16 protein-coding genes and 1 pseudogene are annotated in these 15,586 nt (G+C 69.0%); 5 read left to right on the top strand and 12 right to left on the bottom strand.

Annotated features, from left to right (window positions below; translation table 11 throughout):
* Positions 1–8: 8 nt before the first annotated feature.
* Positions 9–1,328 carry an aspartate aminotransferase family protein gene (locus G6N25_RS04995; protein WP_083076325.1) on the bottom strand — a complete coding sequence of 440 codons (1,320 nt, stop codon included), beginning with the start codon at positions 1,326–1,328 and terminating at the stop codon, positions 9–11.
* 32 nt (positions 1,329–1,360) lie between these two features.
* Between G6N25_RS04995 and G6N25_RS04990 the strand changes: the two genes are divergently transcribed.
* Positions 1,361–2,263 carry a sigma-70 family RNA polymerase sigma factor gene (locus G6N25_RS04990; RefSeq protein WP_083076329.1) on the top strand — a complete coding sequence of 301 codons (903 nt, stop codon included), beginning with the start codon at positions 1,361–1,363 and terminating at the stop codon, positions 2,261–2,263.
* On the opposite strand, the gene G6N25_RS04985 is transcribed toward G6N25_RS04990, so the two are convergent.
* The 7 genes and pseudogenes from G6N25_RS04985 to sdhC all read right to left on the bottom strand — a co-directional run bounded on the left by G6N25_RS04985 (position 2,232) and on the right by sdhC (position 8,301).
* Positions 2,232–3,311, bottom strand: a complete 1,080-nt coding sequence (locus G6N25_RS04985; protein WP_163672372.1) for an alpha/beta hydrolase — start codon at positions 3,309–3,311, stop codon at positions 2,232–2,234. The genes G6N25_RS04990 and G6N25_RS04985 overlap by 32 nt on opposite strands.
* Positions 3,312–3,423: 112 nt before the next feature.
* Positions 3,424–4,164 (bottom strand): helix-turn-helix transcriptional regulator, encoded by a 741-nt coding sequence (locus tag G6N25_RS04980; RefSeq protein WP_083076332.1) that lies wholly within the window; start codon positions 4,162–4,164, stop codon positions 3,424–3,426.
* Positions 4,165–4,173: 9 nt separating this feature from the next.
* Positions 4,174–4,791, bottom strand: a pseudogene (locus G6N25_RS04975) (carboxymuconolactone decarboxylase family protein); the annotation flags it as partial.
* A gap of 110 nt (positions 4,792–4,901) precedes the next feature.
* Complete coding sequence (locus G6N25_RS04970) at positions 4,902–5,684, bottom strand: succinate dehydrogenase iron-sulfur subunit (RefSeq protein WP_083076339.1); 783 nt, start codon at positions 5,682–5,684, stop codon at positions 4,902–4,904.
* A complete protein-coding gene (sdhA, locus tag G6N25_RS04965; protein ID WP_083076343.1) occupies positions 5,684–7,438 on the bottom strand; it encodes a succinate dehydrogenase flavoprotein subunit in 1,755 nt (584 codons plus the stop codon). Before sdhA ends, G6N25_RS04970 begins: the two co-directional genes overlap by 1 nt.
* Before the next feature lie 57 nt (positions 7,439–7,495).
* Positions 7,496–7,966, bottom strand: a complete 471-nt coding sequence (locus G6N25_RS04960; RefSeq protein WP_083076346.1) for a succinate dehydrogenase hydrophobic membrane anchor subunit — start codon at positions 7,964–7,966, stop codon at positions 7,496–7,498.
* Positions 7,963–8,301, bottom strand: coding sequence for a succinate dehydrogenase, cytochrome b556 subunit (gene sdhC / locus G6N25_RS04955; RefSeq protein WP_232065918.1), 339 nt, complete (start codon positions 8,299–8,301; stop codon positions 7,963–7,965). The genes G6N25_RS04960 and sdhC overlap by 4 nt, the downstream gene beginning before the upstream one ends.
* 251 nt (positions 8,302–8,552) lie before the next feature.
* On the opposite strand from sdhC, the gene G6N25_RS04950 reads away from it, so the two are divergent.
* The 3 genes from G6N25_RS04950 to G6N25_RS04940 are packed head-to-tail and all read left to right on the top strand — an operon-like array spanning position 8,553 to position 11,331.
* Positions 8,553–8,951: a cytidine deaminase gene (locus G6N25_RS04950; protein ID WP_083076353.1), complete on the top strand. Its 399-nt coding sequence runs from the start codon at positions 8,553–8,555 to the stop codon at positions 8,949–8,951.
* Positions 8,948–10,234, top strand: a complete 1,287-nt coding sequence (locus G6N25_RS04945) for a thymidine phosphorylase (RefSeq protein WP_083076357.1) — start codon at positions 8,948–8,950, stop codon at positions 10,232–10,234. Before G6N25_RS04950 ends, G6N25_RS04945 begins: the two co-directional genes overlap by 4 nt.
* Positions 10,231–11,331 carry an adenosine deaminase gene (locus G6N25_RS04940; protein WP_083076360.1) on the top strand — a complete coding sequence of 367 codons (1,101 nt, stop codon included), beginning with the start codon at positions 10,231–10,233 and terminating at the stop codon, positions 11,329–11,331. The genes G6N25_RS04945 and G6N25_RS04940 overlap by 4 nt, the downstream gene beginning before the upstream one ends.
* Before the next feature lie 182 nt (positions 11,332–11,513).
* On the opposite strand, the gene G6N25_RS04935 is transcribed toward G6N25_RS04940, so the two are convergent.
* Positions 11,514–11,858 (bottom strand): PIN domain-containing protein, encoded by a 345-nt coding sequence (locus tag G6N25_RS04935; protein ID WP_083076364.1) that lies wholly within the window; start codon positions 11,856–11,858, stop codon positions 11,514–11,516.
* Positions 11,855–12,103 (bottom strand): AbrB/MazE/SpoVT family DNA-binding domain-containing protein, encoded by a 249-nt coding sequence (locus tag G6N25_RS04930; RefSeq protein WP_083076368.1) that lies wholly within the window; start codon positions 12,101–12,103, stop codon positions 11,855–11,857. Before G6N25_RS04930 ends, G6N25_RS04935 begins: the two co-directional genes overlap by 4 nt.
* Before the next feature lie 107 nt (positions 12,104–12,210).
* Between G6N25_RS04930 and G6N25_RS04925 the strand changes: the two genes are divergently transcribed.
* The gene (locus tag G6N25_RS04925) at positions 12,211–13,218 is read left to right on the top strand and encodes a VWA domain-containing protein (RefSeq protein ID WP_083076392.1); all 1,008 of its coding nucleotides are present in this window, start codon (positions 12,211–12,213) and stop codon (positions 13,216–13,218) included.
* A 4-nt stretch (positions 13,219–13,222) separates the two neighbouring features.
* On the opposite strand, the gene G6N25_RS04920 is transcribed toward G6N25_RS04925, so the two are convergent.
* The gene (locus G6N25_RS04920; protein ID WP_083076372.1) at positions 13,223–14,206 is read right to left on the bottom strand and encodes a VWA domain-containing protein; all 984 of its coding nucleotides are present in this window, start codon (positions 14,204–14,206) and stop codon (positions 13,223–13,225) included.
* Positions 14,207–14,289: 83 nt separating this feature from the next.
* Positions 14,290–15,564, bottom strand: coding sequence for a protein export chaperone SatS (gene satS / locus G6N25_RS04915; RefSeq protein WP_083076376.1), 1,275 nt, complete (start codon positions 15,562–15,564; stop codon positions 14,290–14,292).
* Positions 15,565–15,586 lie beyond the last annotated feature (22 nt).

The following is a 15,586-nucleotide window of genomic DNA, read 5'->3' as shown; positions in this document are numbered from 1 at the left end:
TCTCGCGGTCAGAGGTGTTCGAGCACGCCGCGCAGGGTGGCCTCGATGGTGTCGAACTCGGCCTGGCCGCTGATCAGCGGCGGCGCCAGCTGGATGACGGAATCGCCGCGATCGTCGGTGCGGCAATAGAGCCCGGCCTCGAACAGCGCCGACGAGACCCGGCGCAGCAGCGGCCGGCGCTCGTCGTCGCTGAAGGTCTGCCTGGTCGCCCGGTCCTTGACCAGTTCGACGCCGTAGAAGTACCCCTCGCCGCGGACGTCGCCGACGATGGGCAGGTCGTACAGCTTCTCCAGGGTGGCGCGGAAGGCGGGCGCGTGCTCCTTGACGCGATCATTGAGGCCCTCGCGCTCGAAGATGTCGAGGTTGGCCAGCGCCACGGCCGCCGACACCGGGTGGCCGCCGAAGGTATAGCCGTGCGGGAACATGGTTTCGCCGTCGTTGAACGGCTCGAACAATCGCTCGCTGGCGATCATCGCGCCGATCGGCGAGTAGCCCGACGTCATGCCCTTGGCGCAGGTGATCATGTCGGGCACGTAGCCGACGTCGTCACAGGCGAACATCGACCCGATCCGGCCGAACGCGCAGATCACCTCGTCGGAGACCAGCAACACGTCGTACTCGTCGCAGATTTCCCGCACCCGTTCGAAATAGCCTGGGGGAGCGGGAATGCTGCCGCCCGCGTTCTGCACCGGCTCCAGGAACACCGCGGCGACGGTGTCGGGCCCTTCGAACTCGATCGCCTCGGCGATCCGGTCGGCGGCCCACCGCCCGAAGGCCTTCGCGTCGTTGGCGAATGGCTCCGGCGCGCGGTAGAAGTTGGTGTTGGGCACCCGGAAGCCGCCCGGGGTCACCGGCTCGAACGGCGCCTTGTAGCGCGGCAGCCCGGTGATCGCCAGCGCGCCCTGCGTGGTGCCGTGGTAGGCGACCGACCGCGAAATCACCTTGTGCTTACCGGGTTTGCCGGTGAGCTTGAAGTACTGCTTGGCCACCTTCCAGGCGGTCTCGACGGCCTCGGTGCCGCCGGTGGTGAAGAAGACGCGGTTCAGGTCGCCCGGGGCGTAGCGCGCGAGGCGCTCGGCGAGCTCGATCGCGGTCGGGGTGGCGTATCCCCACAGCGGGAAGAACGCCAGCGTGCTCGCCTGCCGGGCGGCGACCTCGGCGAGCTCGGTGCGGCCGTGGCCGACCTGCACGGTGAACAGGCCGGACAGCGCGTCCAGGTAGGGCTTGCCGCGGTCGTCGAAGATGGTGACGCCCTCGCCGCGGGCGATGATCGGCGGCGTGATCCCCGGGCCGTGCCGGGCGAAGTGCAGCCAAAGGTGGTCGGTCATGTTGTGTGCGAGCCTAACGCTAGCCTGGAGCCATGACCTCAACGCAGGTCACCGAATTCGAGGCCCTGCGGCCGCATCTCATGGCGGTCGCCTATCGGCTGACCGGCACCGTGGCCGACGCCGAGGACATCGTCCAGGAAGCGTGGCTGCGCTGGCACGGGCAGAACCAGGCGATCACGGACCTACGCGCGTGGCTGACCACCGTCGTCAGCCGGCTCGGCCTGGACCGGTTGCGCTCGGCCGCGCACCGCCGCGAGGCCTACACCGGCAATTGGCTGCCCGAGCCGGTGGTCACCGGCTTGGACGAAACGGATCCGCTGTCCGCCGTGGTGGCCCGCGAGGACGCCCGGTTCGCGGCGATGGTGGTGCTGGAGCGCCTGTCTCCCGACCAGCGGGTCGCGTTCGTGCTGCACGACGGGTTCGCGGTGCCCTTCGCCGAGGTGGCCGAGGTGCTGGGAACCAACGAGCCGGCGGCGCGGCAGCTGGCGTCGCGGGCCCGCAAGGCCGTCGCCGCGGAGCCGCCGCCGAAACCCGATCCGTCGCACGACGAGGTCGTCGGCAAGTTGTTGGCGGCCATGGCCGCGGGCGACGTGAACGCCGTGGTGGCGCTGTTGCATCCGGACGTGACGTTCACCGGCGATTCGGATGGCAAGGCGCCCACGGCGGTTCAGGTCATCCACGGCGCGGACAAGGTGGTCCGGTTCATGGTGGGCCTGGCGCGACGGTACGGCCCGGCGATGTTCGCGTCGTATCAGCTGGGGCTGGTCAACGGCGAGCTGGGCATCTACACGGGCGGCTGCCCCGCCGGTGACGGGTATCGGGAGATGATGCCGCGGATCACGGCGGTCACGGTGCGCGACGGAAAGGTCTGCGCCCTCTGGGATGTCGCCAACCCGGACAAGTTCACCGGCTCTCCGCTGCGCCGGCGACCCTGACGCGCGGGCGCCCGGCGAGACCGAGCCGCAGCGCGCCGGCGGCCTCGACGGCGGCTTCGGCGAACCGGCCGCCGAGGCCGACGAAGTTGAGGTAGCCGTGGGGCAGGTCGAGCTGGAGGCTCAGCGTCACCGGGATCCCGCCGGCCCGCAGCTTGTCCGCGTAGAGCACGGCGTCGTCGCGCAGCGGGTCGAAGCCGGCGCTGGCGATGTAGGCCGGCGGCAGGCCGGTAGCCTCGCCGTGCAGCGGTGACAGCCGCGGGTCGCTCAGGTCGGTCCCCGGGGGCACGTAGTTGGCCAGGGCCCACCGCAGGTCGTCGTCGGTGAACGTCGAGCCGCGCGCGAACAGCTCGCGGGAAGGCGGGCGCGTGCTGAGGTCCGTCGGCGGGTACATCAGCAGCTGAAACGCCGGGACCGCGCCGCCCCGTCGCGCCGCCTGCTGCGCGGTCACCGCGGCGAGGTTGCCGCCGGCGCTGTCGCCGCCGACCGCGATGCGGTCGGGGTCCGCGCCCAGGTCGGCGGCGTGGCGGTGCGCGTACTCGAACGCGGCGGCCGCGTCCTCGAGGGCGGCGGGGAACGGGTGCTCGGGCGCGCGCCGGTAGTCGACCGACAGCACCCGCACGCCGGCGTGATGCGCCACGAAACGCGCGACGGGTTGGTGGCTGATCCGTGAGCCGACCGAGAAGCCGCCGCCGTGGTAATACACCAGCAGCCCGGACGGGTCGGGCGCGTCCGCGGGGGTGTACAGGGTGGCCGGGATGACGCCGTGCTCGGCGGGGATGCCGACCTCGAGCGGCGTGACGGGTCGGGCCGGTTCGTAGCCGACGATGAGCGGAAGCCCGTCGTACCGGGCCCGGGCCTCCTCGATGCGGCCGGCGAAAACGTCGGAGCCCGAGGCGTTTTTGAGACGGATGGCAAGCTGGGCGTCGAGGTCCAGTTCCTGCCCGTCGATCCGCAACGGCGCGCCCGCCAGCAGCCGGCGGGCCGGCCTGGGCAAGGCGAAGAGGCCGCGGACCACGGCGGCTTGGGCGCGAATACGTAACGGTGCCATGGGATTTCCTTCGTGTTGTTGGTGCTTGCGGCGGGATGCGGGTTCGGGCCGGGACATCACGGGCATGCCCCAAGCGTGGGCCAACCACGACGGGAACGCTTGTACGGATCCGTCAGATCCGGGATTCGCGAACCGCTTCGGCGAGCTCGCGCGGCGCCGCGCCGGTCATCTCCCAGCACACCCTGTTGGCGTGCGAGCCGTCGGCGAACCCGGCCAGGTGGGCGGCATCCGTGACGGAGCGGCCGTCGAGGAGGTGGCCCACGGCGGACACCAGCCGCGTCCAGCGGATCGTGGCCGAGAACGAGACGCCGGTCTGTTGTTTACACAGCCGCCCGAGGTAATCGGGTGACAGCGCAACGGCGCCCGCGACCGAGGCCACGTCGAGGTGGTCCGGCACCCGGCTGGACACGACGTCGATCGCCCGCCGCAGCTGCGGGTGAACGGGCCGAGGGCGCGGGCGGTCCATGCCGCACAGCTCGCCGACGAGGAAATCCGCCGCGGCGCGCGGGCCGTCGGCGTCCAGCAGCGCGGCCGTCCTCTCGGCCAGCTGCCGCCCGTCATCGACGATCCGGACACCGTGACGCGCCAACGCATTCAGCGCGACGCCCTCCGGCGTCTGCAGCCCGAAGTACAGCGTCAACGCCCCGGATCCCGAATCCGAGCGCACCGCGTGGCGCGCTCCGCTGCCGACCACGACCAGCCGGCAGGCGCGCTGCGTGTCGCCGTCGCGGGTGATCCGCAAAGCGCCGCGTCCACCGAGCGTGACCTGGACCGCGGGGTGATGGTGCACGGCCAGGTCCGAAAACCCGCCGGCAACCATGAGCCGGCCCGAGCCCAGCTCCCAGACGCGCATGCCGCCACTCTAGCTCGCGGTGACCCACGGGATGCGGCACGCGTCACCGGAATTGAAGCCCTGCTCGGTGATGCCCAGCGCGGTGTTCATCCGCGCCCGCATGTTCTCCACCCCGATCTGATAGGTCAGCTCGATCACCCCGGCGTCGCCGAAGCGGGCCCGCAGGTCGGCGACCTGCTCGTCGGTGACGGTGTGCGGGTCGGCGGTCATCGCGTCGGCGTAGGCGATGGCGGCGCGCTCGTCGTCGGTGAAAGCCGTTGAGGTGGCGTAATTGTCGATCTCCCTGAGGCGTTCCATGTCGAGGCCGTCGAGGCGCTGCAGCATGGACCCGAAGTCCACGCACCACGAGCAGCCGATGGCGCGCGCGGTCCACAACACCGCGAGTTCGCGGACGCTGACGGGCAGCGTTGTCGACGCCCGGTCGAGCATGGTTTCGTGCACGGCGCTGGCGATCATCAGCTTGCGGTGGTGCGCGGCGACGGCGAACGGCTCGGGAGCCTGGCCGTAGCGCCGCTTGGCCACCCGGTACATGACGCGGGTCAGCAGTCCGGCGCGCTTCGGGGGCAGGGGCTCGATGCGGGTTTTCTGTGTCATACCCCTCAGACGAGACGGCCCGCCAATACGTGACGGCCCACTTTTTGGCCCTTTTGCGCCTTTTGCCGCGAGCGTGCGTGTTTGTACACGACACGCCGCGCGCGGACGTACAACTGCGCACGCTCGCGGCCAAAAAAGGGCGCTCAGCGCGAGAACATGATCGCGCGCTTGACCTCCTGGATGGCCTTGGTGACCTCGATGCCGCGCGGGCAGGATTCGGTGCAGTTGAACGTGGTCCGGCACCGCCACACGCCGTCGACCTCGTTGAGGATGTCCAGGCGCTCGGCGGCGGCCTCGTCGCGGCTGTCGAAGATGAAGCGGTGCGCGTTGACGATCGCCGCGGGACCGTAGTAGCTGCCCTCGTGCCAGAAGATCGGGCAACTGGTGGTGCAGCACGCGCACAGGATGCACTTGGTGGTGTCGTCGTAGCGGGCGCGGTCGGTCGGGCTCTGGATGCGTTCGCGCGTCGGGGGGTTGCCGGTGGTGATCAGGTAGGGCTTCACCGCGCGGTAGGCGTCGAAGAACGGCTCCATGTCGACCACGAGGTCCTTCTCCACGGGCAGCCCGCGGATCGGCTCGACGGTGACGGTCAGCGGCTTGCCCGGCCCCCTCCCCTTTTTCTGGGTGGGCAGCAGGTCGCGCATCAGCACCTTGCAGGCCAGCCGGTTGACCCCGTTGATGCGCATGGCGTCCGACCCGCACACCCCGTGGGCGCAGGAGCGCCGGAAGGTCAGCGTCCCGTCGAGGTAGCTCTTGATGTAGATGAGCAGGTTGAGCACCCGGTCGCTGGGCAGGCAGGGCACCCGAAAGCTTTGCCAGCCACCGGTTTCCGCGAAGGCGTCGGGCTGGTCGGGGTTGAACCGGGCGATCTTCACGGTCACCATCACCGCGCCGTCGGGGATGGGCGGCAGGGCCGGCTCGGCCATCAGTACTTCCGTTCCTTGGGTTCGTAGCGGGTTTGCACGACGGGCTTGAAGTCCAGCGCGATGTCGCTGAGCAGGTCGGTGCCCTGCTTGTAGGCCATCGTGTGGCGCATGTAGTTGACGTCGTCGCGGTTCGGATAGTCCTCGCGGGCGTGCCCGCCGCGGGATTCCTTGCGGTTCAACGCGCCCACCACGGTGACCTCGGCCAGCTCCAGCAGAAAGCCGAGCTCGATGGCCTCCAGCAGGTCGCTGTTGAAACGTTTTCCCTTGTCGTGCACGGTGATTCGGGAATAGCGCTCCTTCAGCGCGTGGATGTCCGTCAAAGCCTGCTTCAGCGTCTCCTCGGTGCGGAACACCGCGGCGTTGTTGTCCATCGTCTGCTGCAGCGCGCCGCGGATGTCGGCGACGCGCTCGTCGCCGTGCTCGGAGAGGATGTCGCCCACCCAGCCGATCACCATCGCCGCCGGCTCCGGCGGCATGTCGACGAAGTCGTGCCCCCGCGCGTAATGAACGGCGGCGATGCCGGCCCGGCGGCCGAAGACGTTGATGTCCAGCAGCGAGTTGGTGCCCAGCCGGTTGGCGCCGTGCACCGACACGCACGCGCACTCACCGGCCGCGTACAGCCCCGGAACGACGGAAGTGTTGTCCCGCAACACTTGTCCGGTGACGGTGGTCGGGATGCCACCCATCAGGTAATGGCACGTCGGGTAGACGGGAACCAGCTCGTGCACCGGGTCCACGCCCAGGTAGGTGCGGGCGAACTCGGTGATGTCGGGCAGCTTGGCCTCCAGCACGTCCTCGCCGAGGTGGCGGACGTCGATGTAGACGTAGTCCTTGTGCGGGCCGGCGCCACGGCCCTCCAAGACCTCCAAAACCATTGAGCGCGCGACGATGTCCCGCGGCGCCAGGTCGACGATCGTCGGGGCGTAGCGCTCCATGAACCGCTCGCCGTCGCCGTTGAGCAGCCGGCCGCCCTCGCCGCGCACCGCCTCGGAGATCAGGATGCCCAGGCCGGCCAGGCCGGTCGGATGGAACTGGTGAAACTCCATGTCCTCCAACGGGAGTCCCTTGCGGAACACGATGCCGATGCCGTCGCCGGTCAGCGTGTGCGCGTTGGAGGTGGTCTTGTACATCCGGCCCGAACCGCCGGTCGCGATCACGACGGCCTTGGCGTGGAAGACGTGGATCTCGCCCGTCGCCAACTCGTACGCGACCACACCGGTGGCCACCGGGCCGCTCGGCGTCTGCGTCAAAACCAGGTCCAGCGCGTAGAACTCGTTGAAGAACTCCACGTCGTGCTTGACGCAGTTCTGGTACAGGGTCTGCAAAATCATGTGGCCGGTGCGGTCGGCGGCGTAGCACGCCCGGCGCACCGGGGCCTTGCCGTGGTCGCGGGTGTGCCCGCCGAAGCGGCGCTGGTCGATGCGGCCCTCGGGGGTGCGGTTGAACGGCATCCCCATCTTCTCCAGGTCCAGCACGGCGTCGATGGCCTCCCGGCACATGATCTCCACCGCGTCCTGGTCGGCGAGATAGTCGCCGCCCTTGACCGTGTCGAAGGTGTGCCATTCCCAGTTGTCGTCCTCGACGTTGGCCAAAGCGGCGCACATGCCGCCCTGGGCGGCGCCGGTGTGGCTGCGGGTGGGATACAGCTTGGTCAGCACCGCGGTGCGCACGCGGGGGCCGGCCTCGACGGCGGCCCGCATCCCGGCGCCGCCCGCGCCGACGATCACCACGTCGTATCGGTGTTGCTGGATCACCTCGTCAGCCTCCGACGATGCAGAGCGGAGCGATGAGGAGGAGGTGGCGCAAACATGTCAGCCTCCGATGTTCGGATCGAAGGTCACCAGCACGTAGGTGCCCAGCACCAGCGTGAACCCCATCGAGAACAGCAGCAGGCTGTTCAGCCAGAAGCGGGTGCGGTCCTTGCGGCTGTAGTCGTCGATGATGGTGCGCAGGCCGTTGCCGCCGTGCAACTGCGCCAGCCACAGCAGCGCCAGGTCCCAGAACTGCCAGAACGGCGAGGCCCAGCGCTGCGCCACGTAGTTGAAGTCGATGCGGTACACGCCGTCGTCCCACATCAGCATGATGAACAGGTGCCCGATCGCCAGGAAAAACAGCGCGATGCCCGAGAACCGCATGAACAGCCAGGCGAACTTCTCGAAGTTCGGGATGCCGGCCCGGCGCCGCGGCGAGCGCGGGTTGTCCAGGCTGGCGGGGCGGTCGTGGGAGCGCTGCCGCACCGGCGCGATCTGGCCGCGTCCGAGCTGCAGGTCGGGGCTGCTCACCGGACGTGCTCCATGATGTGGATGCCGATCACCACGCCGGCCGAAACCATGAGCAGCAGGAAGACGACGCCGACGATCCACAACATCAGCCGCTGATACCGCGGCCCCTCGGACCAGAAGTCGATCAGGATGACCCGGATCCCGTTCAGCCCATGGAATGCCACCGCGGCGACCAGGCCGTATTCCATCAGGCCGACGATCGGGGTCTGATAGTCGTGGATCACGCCGTTGTAGGTCTGCGGGCTCACCCGCAGCATCGCGGCGTCCAGGACGTGGACGAACAGGAAGAAGAAGATCGTCGCGCCGCTGATGCGATGCAGCACCCACGACCACATGCCGGGGTCGCCCCGATACAGGGTCCGGGGCGGCCGGCGCTTGCGCGACGCTCCCTGCCGTGTTGCCGGGTCCGCGGTAGTCGTCTGTGTGCTCACCCAGTCCTCACCGCCTTCTTGGCTTTGAACGACGCTCGGGCAGTTCAGCCTAACGCGGCCGGGTCGCGGCTTGCGCCAACAGTCCGCCGACCGAACCGCCGTGTCAGAGGTAGGGTGACTGTCTCAAGTCAGCCATCGGTGAGCGGGGTCGCGTTATGCCTGGTGTCGATTGGAACCTGCTGCGCGACAGGGCAATCCAGGCGGCAAAGGGGGCCTACGCGCCGTACTCGCGATTCCCGGTGGGGGCGGCCGCGCTGGTCGACGACGGCCGCGTCATCACCGGTTGCAATGTGGAAAATGTCTCATATGGCCTTGGTCTCTGTGCCGAATGCGGCGTGGTGAGCGCCCTGCATTCGACCGGCGGGGGCCGGCTGGTCGCGCTGGCGTGTGTGGACGCGCAAGGACGCCCGCTGATGCCGTGCGGGCGGTGCCGTCAGGTGCTCCTGGAGCACGGCGGCCCCGGGCTGCTGATCGACCATCCGGTGAGGCCCCGCGGCCTCGGCGAGCTGCTGCCCGACGCGTTCGGCGCCGATCTCCCGCGGGAACGCCCTTGACGGACTTCGCATTCGACGCGCCGGCGGTGATCAGGACCAAGCGCGACGGCGGCCGGTTGTCCGACGCCGCCATCGACTGGGTCATCGACGCCTACACCGACGGCCGGGTCGCCGACGAACAGATGTCGGCGCTGCTGATGGCGATCGTGTGGCGCGGCATGGACCGCGGCGAGATCGCCCGGTGGACGGCGGCCATGCTGGCGTCGGGTGAGCGCCTGGACTTCACCGACCTGCGCGTGCCGACCGTCGACAAGCACTCGACCGGCGGAGTCGGGGACAAGATCACCCTGCCGCTGGTGCCCGTCGTCGCCGCCTGCGGCGCGGCGGTGCCCCAGGCGTCGGGCCGCGGGCTCGGGCACACCGGGGGCACCCTGGACAAGCTGGACTCCATCGCCGGGTTCACCGCCGAGCTGTCCAACCGGCGGGTGCGCGACCAGCTTCGCGACGTCGGCGCCGCCATCTTCGCCGCCGGCGAGCTGGCGCCGGCCGACGCCAAGCTGTACGCGCTGCGCGACGTCACCGCCACCGTCGAGTCGCTGCCGCTGATCGCCAGCTCGGTGATGAGCAAGAAGCTGGCCGAGGGGGCGGGCGCGCTGGTGCTCGACGTGAAGGTCGGGTCCGGGGCGCTGATGACCTCGGAGGCGGCCAGCCGGGAGCTGGCGCGCACGATGATCGAGCTGGGCGCCGCGCACGGGGTGCCTACCCGCGCGCTGCTGACGGACATGAACCGCCCGCTGGGCGCGACCGTCGGCAACGCGATCGAGGTCGCCGAGTCGCTGGAGGTGCTGGCCGGCGGCGGGCCGCCCGACGTGGTGGAGCTGACGTTGCGGCTGGCCGCCGAGATGCTCGAGCTGGCCGGGATCGACAACCGCGATCCCGCGCAGACCCTGCGCGACGGCACCGCGATGGACCGATTCCGCCGGCTCGTCGCCGCCCAGGGCGGTGATTTGTCGGTACCGTTGCCGATCGGTTCGTGTTCCGAGACCGTGACCGCCGGCCGGGGCGGCACAATGGGCGATATCGACGCGATGGCAGTGGGGCTGGCAAGCTGGCGGCTCGGCGCGGGCAGGTCCCGTCCGGGCCATCCGGTGCAGCCGGGCGCCGGAATCAGGATCCACCGTCGCCCCGGCGAGCCGGTCGCGGCCGGTGAGCCGCTGTTCACCCTCTACACCGATACCCCCGAACTCTTCGGCGCCGCGATGGCCGCGCTGGACGGCGGCTACAGCGTGGGCGACGCACGGCCGGTTTCGCGGCCGCTGATCATCGATCGGATCGGCACATGACGTCACCGCTGAACATGTCGCAGATCAAAAAGGCGCCCAAGGCCCTGCTGCACGATCACCTCGACGGCGGGCTGCGCCCCGCGACCGTGATCGACATCGCCGGCCAGACCGGGTACGACGGGCTGCCCGCCACCGACGTCGAGGAGCTGGCGACGTGGTTTCGCACCCGGTCGCACAGCGGGTCGCTGGAGCGCTACCTGGAGCCGTTCTCGCACACCGTCGCGGTGATGCAGACGCCCGATGCGCTGTACCGCGTCGCCTACGAGTGCGTGGAGGACCTGGCCGCGGATTCCGTCGTCTACGCCGAGGTGCGGTTCGCCCCCGAGCTGCACATCGACCGCGGGCTGTCCTTCGACGAGATCGTCGATGCCGTGCTGGCGGGTTTCGCCGACGGGGAGAAGGCGTGTGCGGCCGCGGGCCGGCCGATTGTGGTGCGGCTGTTGGTCACCGCCATGCGGCACGCCGCGGTGTCGCGGGAGATCGCCGAGCTGGCGATCCGGTTCCGGGACAAGGGGGTTGTCGGGTTCGACATCGCGGGCGCCGAGGCCGGCAATCCGCCGACGCGGCACCTGGACGCCTTCGAGTACATGCGAGACAACAACGCGCGCTTCACCATTCATGCCGGCGAGGCGTTCGGGCTGCCGTCGATCCACGAGGCGATCGCGTTCTGCGGCGCCGACCGGCTCGGCCACGGGGTGCGCATCGTCGACGACATCGACGTCCTGGGAGACGGGCCCGAGACCGGAGAAGTCCGGTTGGGCAGGCTGGCATCCATCCTGCGCGACAAGCGAATTCCGTTGGAGCTGTGCCCCAGCTCCAACGTGCAGACCGGGGCGGTGAAAAGCATCGCCGACCACCCATTCGATCTGCTGGCCCGCACGCGGTTCCGGGTGACCGTCAACACCGACAACCGGCTGATGAGCGACACCTCGATGAGCCTCGAAATGCACCGGCTGGTCGAGGCGTTCGGCTACGGGTGGAGCGACCTCGAGCGGTTCACCATCAACGCGATGAAGTCGGCGTTCATCCCGTTCGACGAGCGGCTGGCGATCATCGACGAGGTGATCAAGCCGCGATATGCGGTGTTGATCGGTTAGGACGGCGGCTCGCCGTCATCGGGCGCATCGCGTGGTCCGAAATGGCAGCGTTCCCAACGTTTTCGGCGCTCTTTGCGTGCTGTCTGGTTGCGCTGGCATTCGATGGCTATGCGCGCGGGTGCGGATCAGACCGGTGGTGGTTCAATCCGTTTGATCGTAGTGATGCGGTCGATGGATCGGTCCTAAGAGGCTATTTCGCTAATCCCGGTGCTTTCGGCGCATGCGACCAGGTATGCCTCGGCGAAGTCGATCCGGTCGGTCTCGTAGACCTCGATCGCACGCAAAAGAAGCGCCGGGTCCACGCATACCATCGAGTCGAATGCGATGAGCGATCTCATGGCTTGGGCAACTTGGCTACGGGGTGCTTGGTAAAAGGACTCCAACACATACACCGTCTCCGCCACGATGAGGTCGGTCAGCAGTAACTCTCGCTCGGTCTCGAGGTAGGCCGTGGCCCGGGCCGCCATTTCAGGCGGATCGCCGGTCAGATGACGAACAAGGACGTTGGTGTCGATGATCGCGGTCAACGGCGGTCTGCGGCTCGAGCGGCCCTGGTGCGGCGGAGCACCTCATCCCACGCGACGTTGCGTTTCGCCGCCGGGACCCGGATCGTTTCGGCAAGGGTGAGGAAGTCTGGTGTCCGGGCCAGCACCGCTCGATTGCCTTCCACCCGGAAGATCACGTCGTCGCCCTCTTTGAGACCGAGTGCGTCGCGCACTGCCTTCGGGATGGTCACCTGTCCCTTTGATGTCAGCTTGGCCGCAGTGTCCACGGCAACTCCTTACTAGATCCTTGAGGTAAGGATACGCGGCCCAGGGCCGCGATCTGGTCGCCGGCGGGCCATGCACCGTCGGCGTGGGACGAATAGTGTGGCTGGACATGAAGCTGCCGCTGCTGGGCCCCGTGTCGCTCACGGGCTTCCAGAACGCCTGGTTCTTCCTGTTCCTGCTGATCGTGCTGCTGATGATCGGGATCTATGTCGCGGTGCAATTCGCCCGGCGCCGGCGCGTGCTGCGGTTCGCCAACATGGAGGTGCTGGAGCGCGTCGCGCCGATGCGCGCCGGCCGGTGGCGGCACGTGCCGACGATCCTGCTCGCCACGTCGTTGGTGCTGCTGACCACCGCCATGGCCGGGCCGACCTCCGACATCCGGATCCCGCTCAACCGTGCGGTCGTCATGCTGGTCATCGACGTCTCGGAATCCATGGCCTCCAACGACGTCCCGCCGACCCGGCTCGCCGCCGCGCAGGAGGCCGGCAAGAAATTCGCCGACGAGCTGACGCCGGCCATCAACCTGGGGCTGGTCGAATTCGCGGCCAACGCCTCGCTGCTGGTCGCCCCGACGACGAACCGCGGCGCCGTCAAGGCGGCGATCGACCGCCTGAAGCCCATGCCGAAAACCGCGACGGGAGAAGGCATTTTCACCGCGCTGCAGGCGATCGCCACGGTCGGGTCGGTGATGGGCGGCGGCGAAGGCCCGCCACCCGCGCGGATCGTGCTGGAATCCGACGGCGCCGAAAACGTCCCGCTCGATCCCAATGCCCCGCAGGGGGCGTTCACCGCCGCCCGGGCCGCCAAGGCCGAGGAGGTGCAGATCTCGACGATCTCCTTCGGCACGCCCTACGGCACCGTCGACTACGAGGGCGCCACCATCCCGGTTCCCGTCGACGACCAGACCCTGCAGGAAATCTGCAAGATCACCGACGGCCAGGCGTTTCACGCCGACAGCCTGGAGTCGCTCGAGCAAGTCTATTCGACGCTGCAGCGCCAGATCGGCTACGAAACCGTGAAGGGCGACGCCAGCCTCGCCTGGATGCTGCTCGGCGCGGTGATCCTGGCCGGCGCCGTGCTGGCCGGTCTCGTCCTGAACAACAGGCTGCCCGCCTGAGCGATCAGATCGGAAGCCGTCGGTTGAGCAACAGGGCCAGCGCCGTCGCGACCAGCGCCGCGATGACGCCCAGGCGCAGCCACCCGGCGCTGCCGGGGCCGGGCACGGTGCGATACCCGATGTCGCTCTCGATGGCGCCGTAGCTCTTGTTGAGTTCGCCGATGTTGGTGGCGGTGTAGGACTGCCCGCCGGACAGCCGGGCGATCGTCTTCATCTGGTCCGTCGACACCGGCACCGCCACCCGCTGGCCGTCCATCTCGATCTCGCCGGCCTTGGTGCCGAACGAGATCGTCGAGATGGGCACCCCCTGGTCCTTGGCCAGGCGCGCCGCGGTGTAGGCGCCGTCGTGCGGATCGTTCGGGTCGGACGGCTTGTTCTCGCCGCCGTCGGACAGGAGCACGATGCGGGCCGGTGGCGGGGTGTCCCCGCCCACGACGGCGGTGGCCCCGACCGCGTGCAGGGCGGTGAAGATGGCCTCGCCGGTCGCCGTGCCGTCGCCGAATTCAAGCTTCTTCAGCGCATCCAGGGCCGCCTGGTGCTGGGGGGTCGGCGGCACCAGCAGGTAGGGCGTCCCCGCGAAACCGACCAGCCCGAGATTGATCCCCGGTGTCAGCTGGCTGGCGAACTGGCCGGCCGCCTGCTCGGCCGCCTTCAGCCGGTTGGGCTCGACATCGGTCGCCCGCATGGAGTTCGACATGTCGATGACCAGCACGACGCAGGCGCGGTTGCGCGGGATGCGCATGTCGTGCGTGGGGGTGGCCAGCGCGATGGTCAACAGGATCAGGGACAGCAGCGAAACCGCGATCGGAACGTGCCGCCACGGCGGCTGCGACACCTCCGCGTCGGTGAACCGGCGCAGGCGGCGCCGGCGTCGGGTCTGGACGATCAGGTAGACGGCGAAAAGCGCCAGCGGGACCAGCCCGAACACCAACATGCCCGGACGCTGGAACCCGTACAGGGGTAACGGGCCGATCCCGGGAAGCGACACCAACCTCACCCTCCCGTGTAGCCTGTCCGGCGGCGGATGCTGCCGCCAGTAAAGATGAGTCTCGATGGCCCGTCAAACGCGCGCTATTCGCGCCTGAGCCGCCCATCGACGAATTGCTCCAGCTTCTCCCACTCCCGCACCGCCGCGGTATGAGGGGGCGTGGGCGGCGCGACGGAGCCGGGCTCCAGCACGTAGGCCACCAGCTTGCCCAGCGGCCGGCCCGGGTCGAGCGCCTTGTCCACCGTGCTCTCCTCGGAGTAGTCGCCGATGTCGCGGAGCAGCTCGACGGCCAGGTCGAGCTCCTCGCGATCCACGGCGTCCGGCCCGTCGGCGAGGTCATCGGCCAGCCCGCTTAGCACGTAGATGTTGTCGTCGGTGACCTCGACCGCCAGCGAGCCGTCGGTCGCGGCGGTACGGATGTCGTCGTAGGTGCTCAGGTTCGCCAGGTCGTGGTCGTGCTCGTCGGCGAGGTAGCGCGCCAGCGCCCGCTCGGAGCTGAACACGCTGATTCTTCCGTTGCGGCCCAGGAAGATTGGGTGGTCGTCCAGGTAGCAGCGAAGCGTGTAGAACGTGCCGGAGCTCGTCAGGATGCGGATCGGGTCGATGCCCACCTGAAGCCAGAAGTCCTTGTCGCCGCCGAGCACGACGGTGTCGTCGGCCGCGCGGTCCTTCTCCTGGCCGTCGGAGCCTTCGTCGGCTGCCGAGTCGGTGTCTTCGGCGGCGTCCTCGGCGTCCTCGGCCGGTTCGGCTTCCTCTTCGGGTTCTTCGGCCAGTTCGTCCTCGATCTTGGCCGACAGCGCGGCATCGACCTCGGGGGTGCTGATGATCTCGTCGATCGCGCTGAGCACGCCGTCCCAGCTGTGCCCGATGACCTCGGCGATCAAATTCCAGCGTTTGGCGCCGGCCTTGCCGGTGAAGTAGTCGATTCCGCCCGACACCGTGCCGAGACTGGGGTTGCCGTTGAAGAACTTCGAAACCGGAGCCAGCTCACACACCGATCCGATGGACGACACGATTGCCAACGTCTCCGCCAGCGCGGTCACCGACTTCTCGGTCGGCTTCTTGGCCACCAGCTCCTCGACGGCGATCAGATCGAACCGCTTGTCTTCGGCGGGATCGAGCTTGTGCGCGTGGGCGGTTGTCAGGTCCTTCCACGCCGGGTGATCGACCAGATCGTTGTCGGAGTTGGAACGCACGAATGCGACCAGATCGGAAACTGTCTCGAAGGCGTACAGGTCGTCGTCCTTGCCAAGGAACGCCTCCCACTCGTCGCCGGAGTCACGCCAGCGCGGTGCCCACACGGTGTAGCGGTCACCAGCGGACAGGTTCAGGCGGATGGGCACGAGGTCAGCAGCCATGCGGCACAGAATAGCGACGGCC

The sequence above is a fragment of the Mycobacterium heidelbergense genome (assembly GCF_010730745.1).
In the GTDB taxonomy this organism is placed as follows: Bacteria; Actinomycetota; Actinomycetes; order Mycobacteriales; family Mycobacteriaceae; genus Mycobacterium; species Mycobacterium heidelbergense.
The sequence above is the reverse complement of the archived record's forward strand: the minus strand, read 5'-3'. Positions and strand labels throughout refer to the sequence as shown.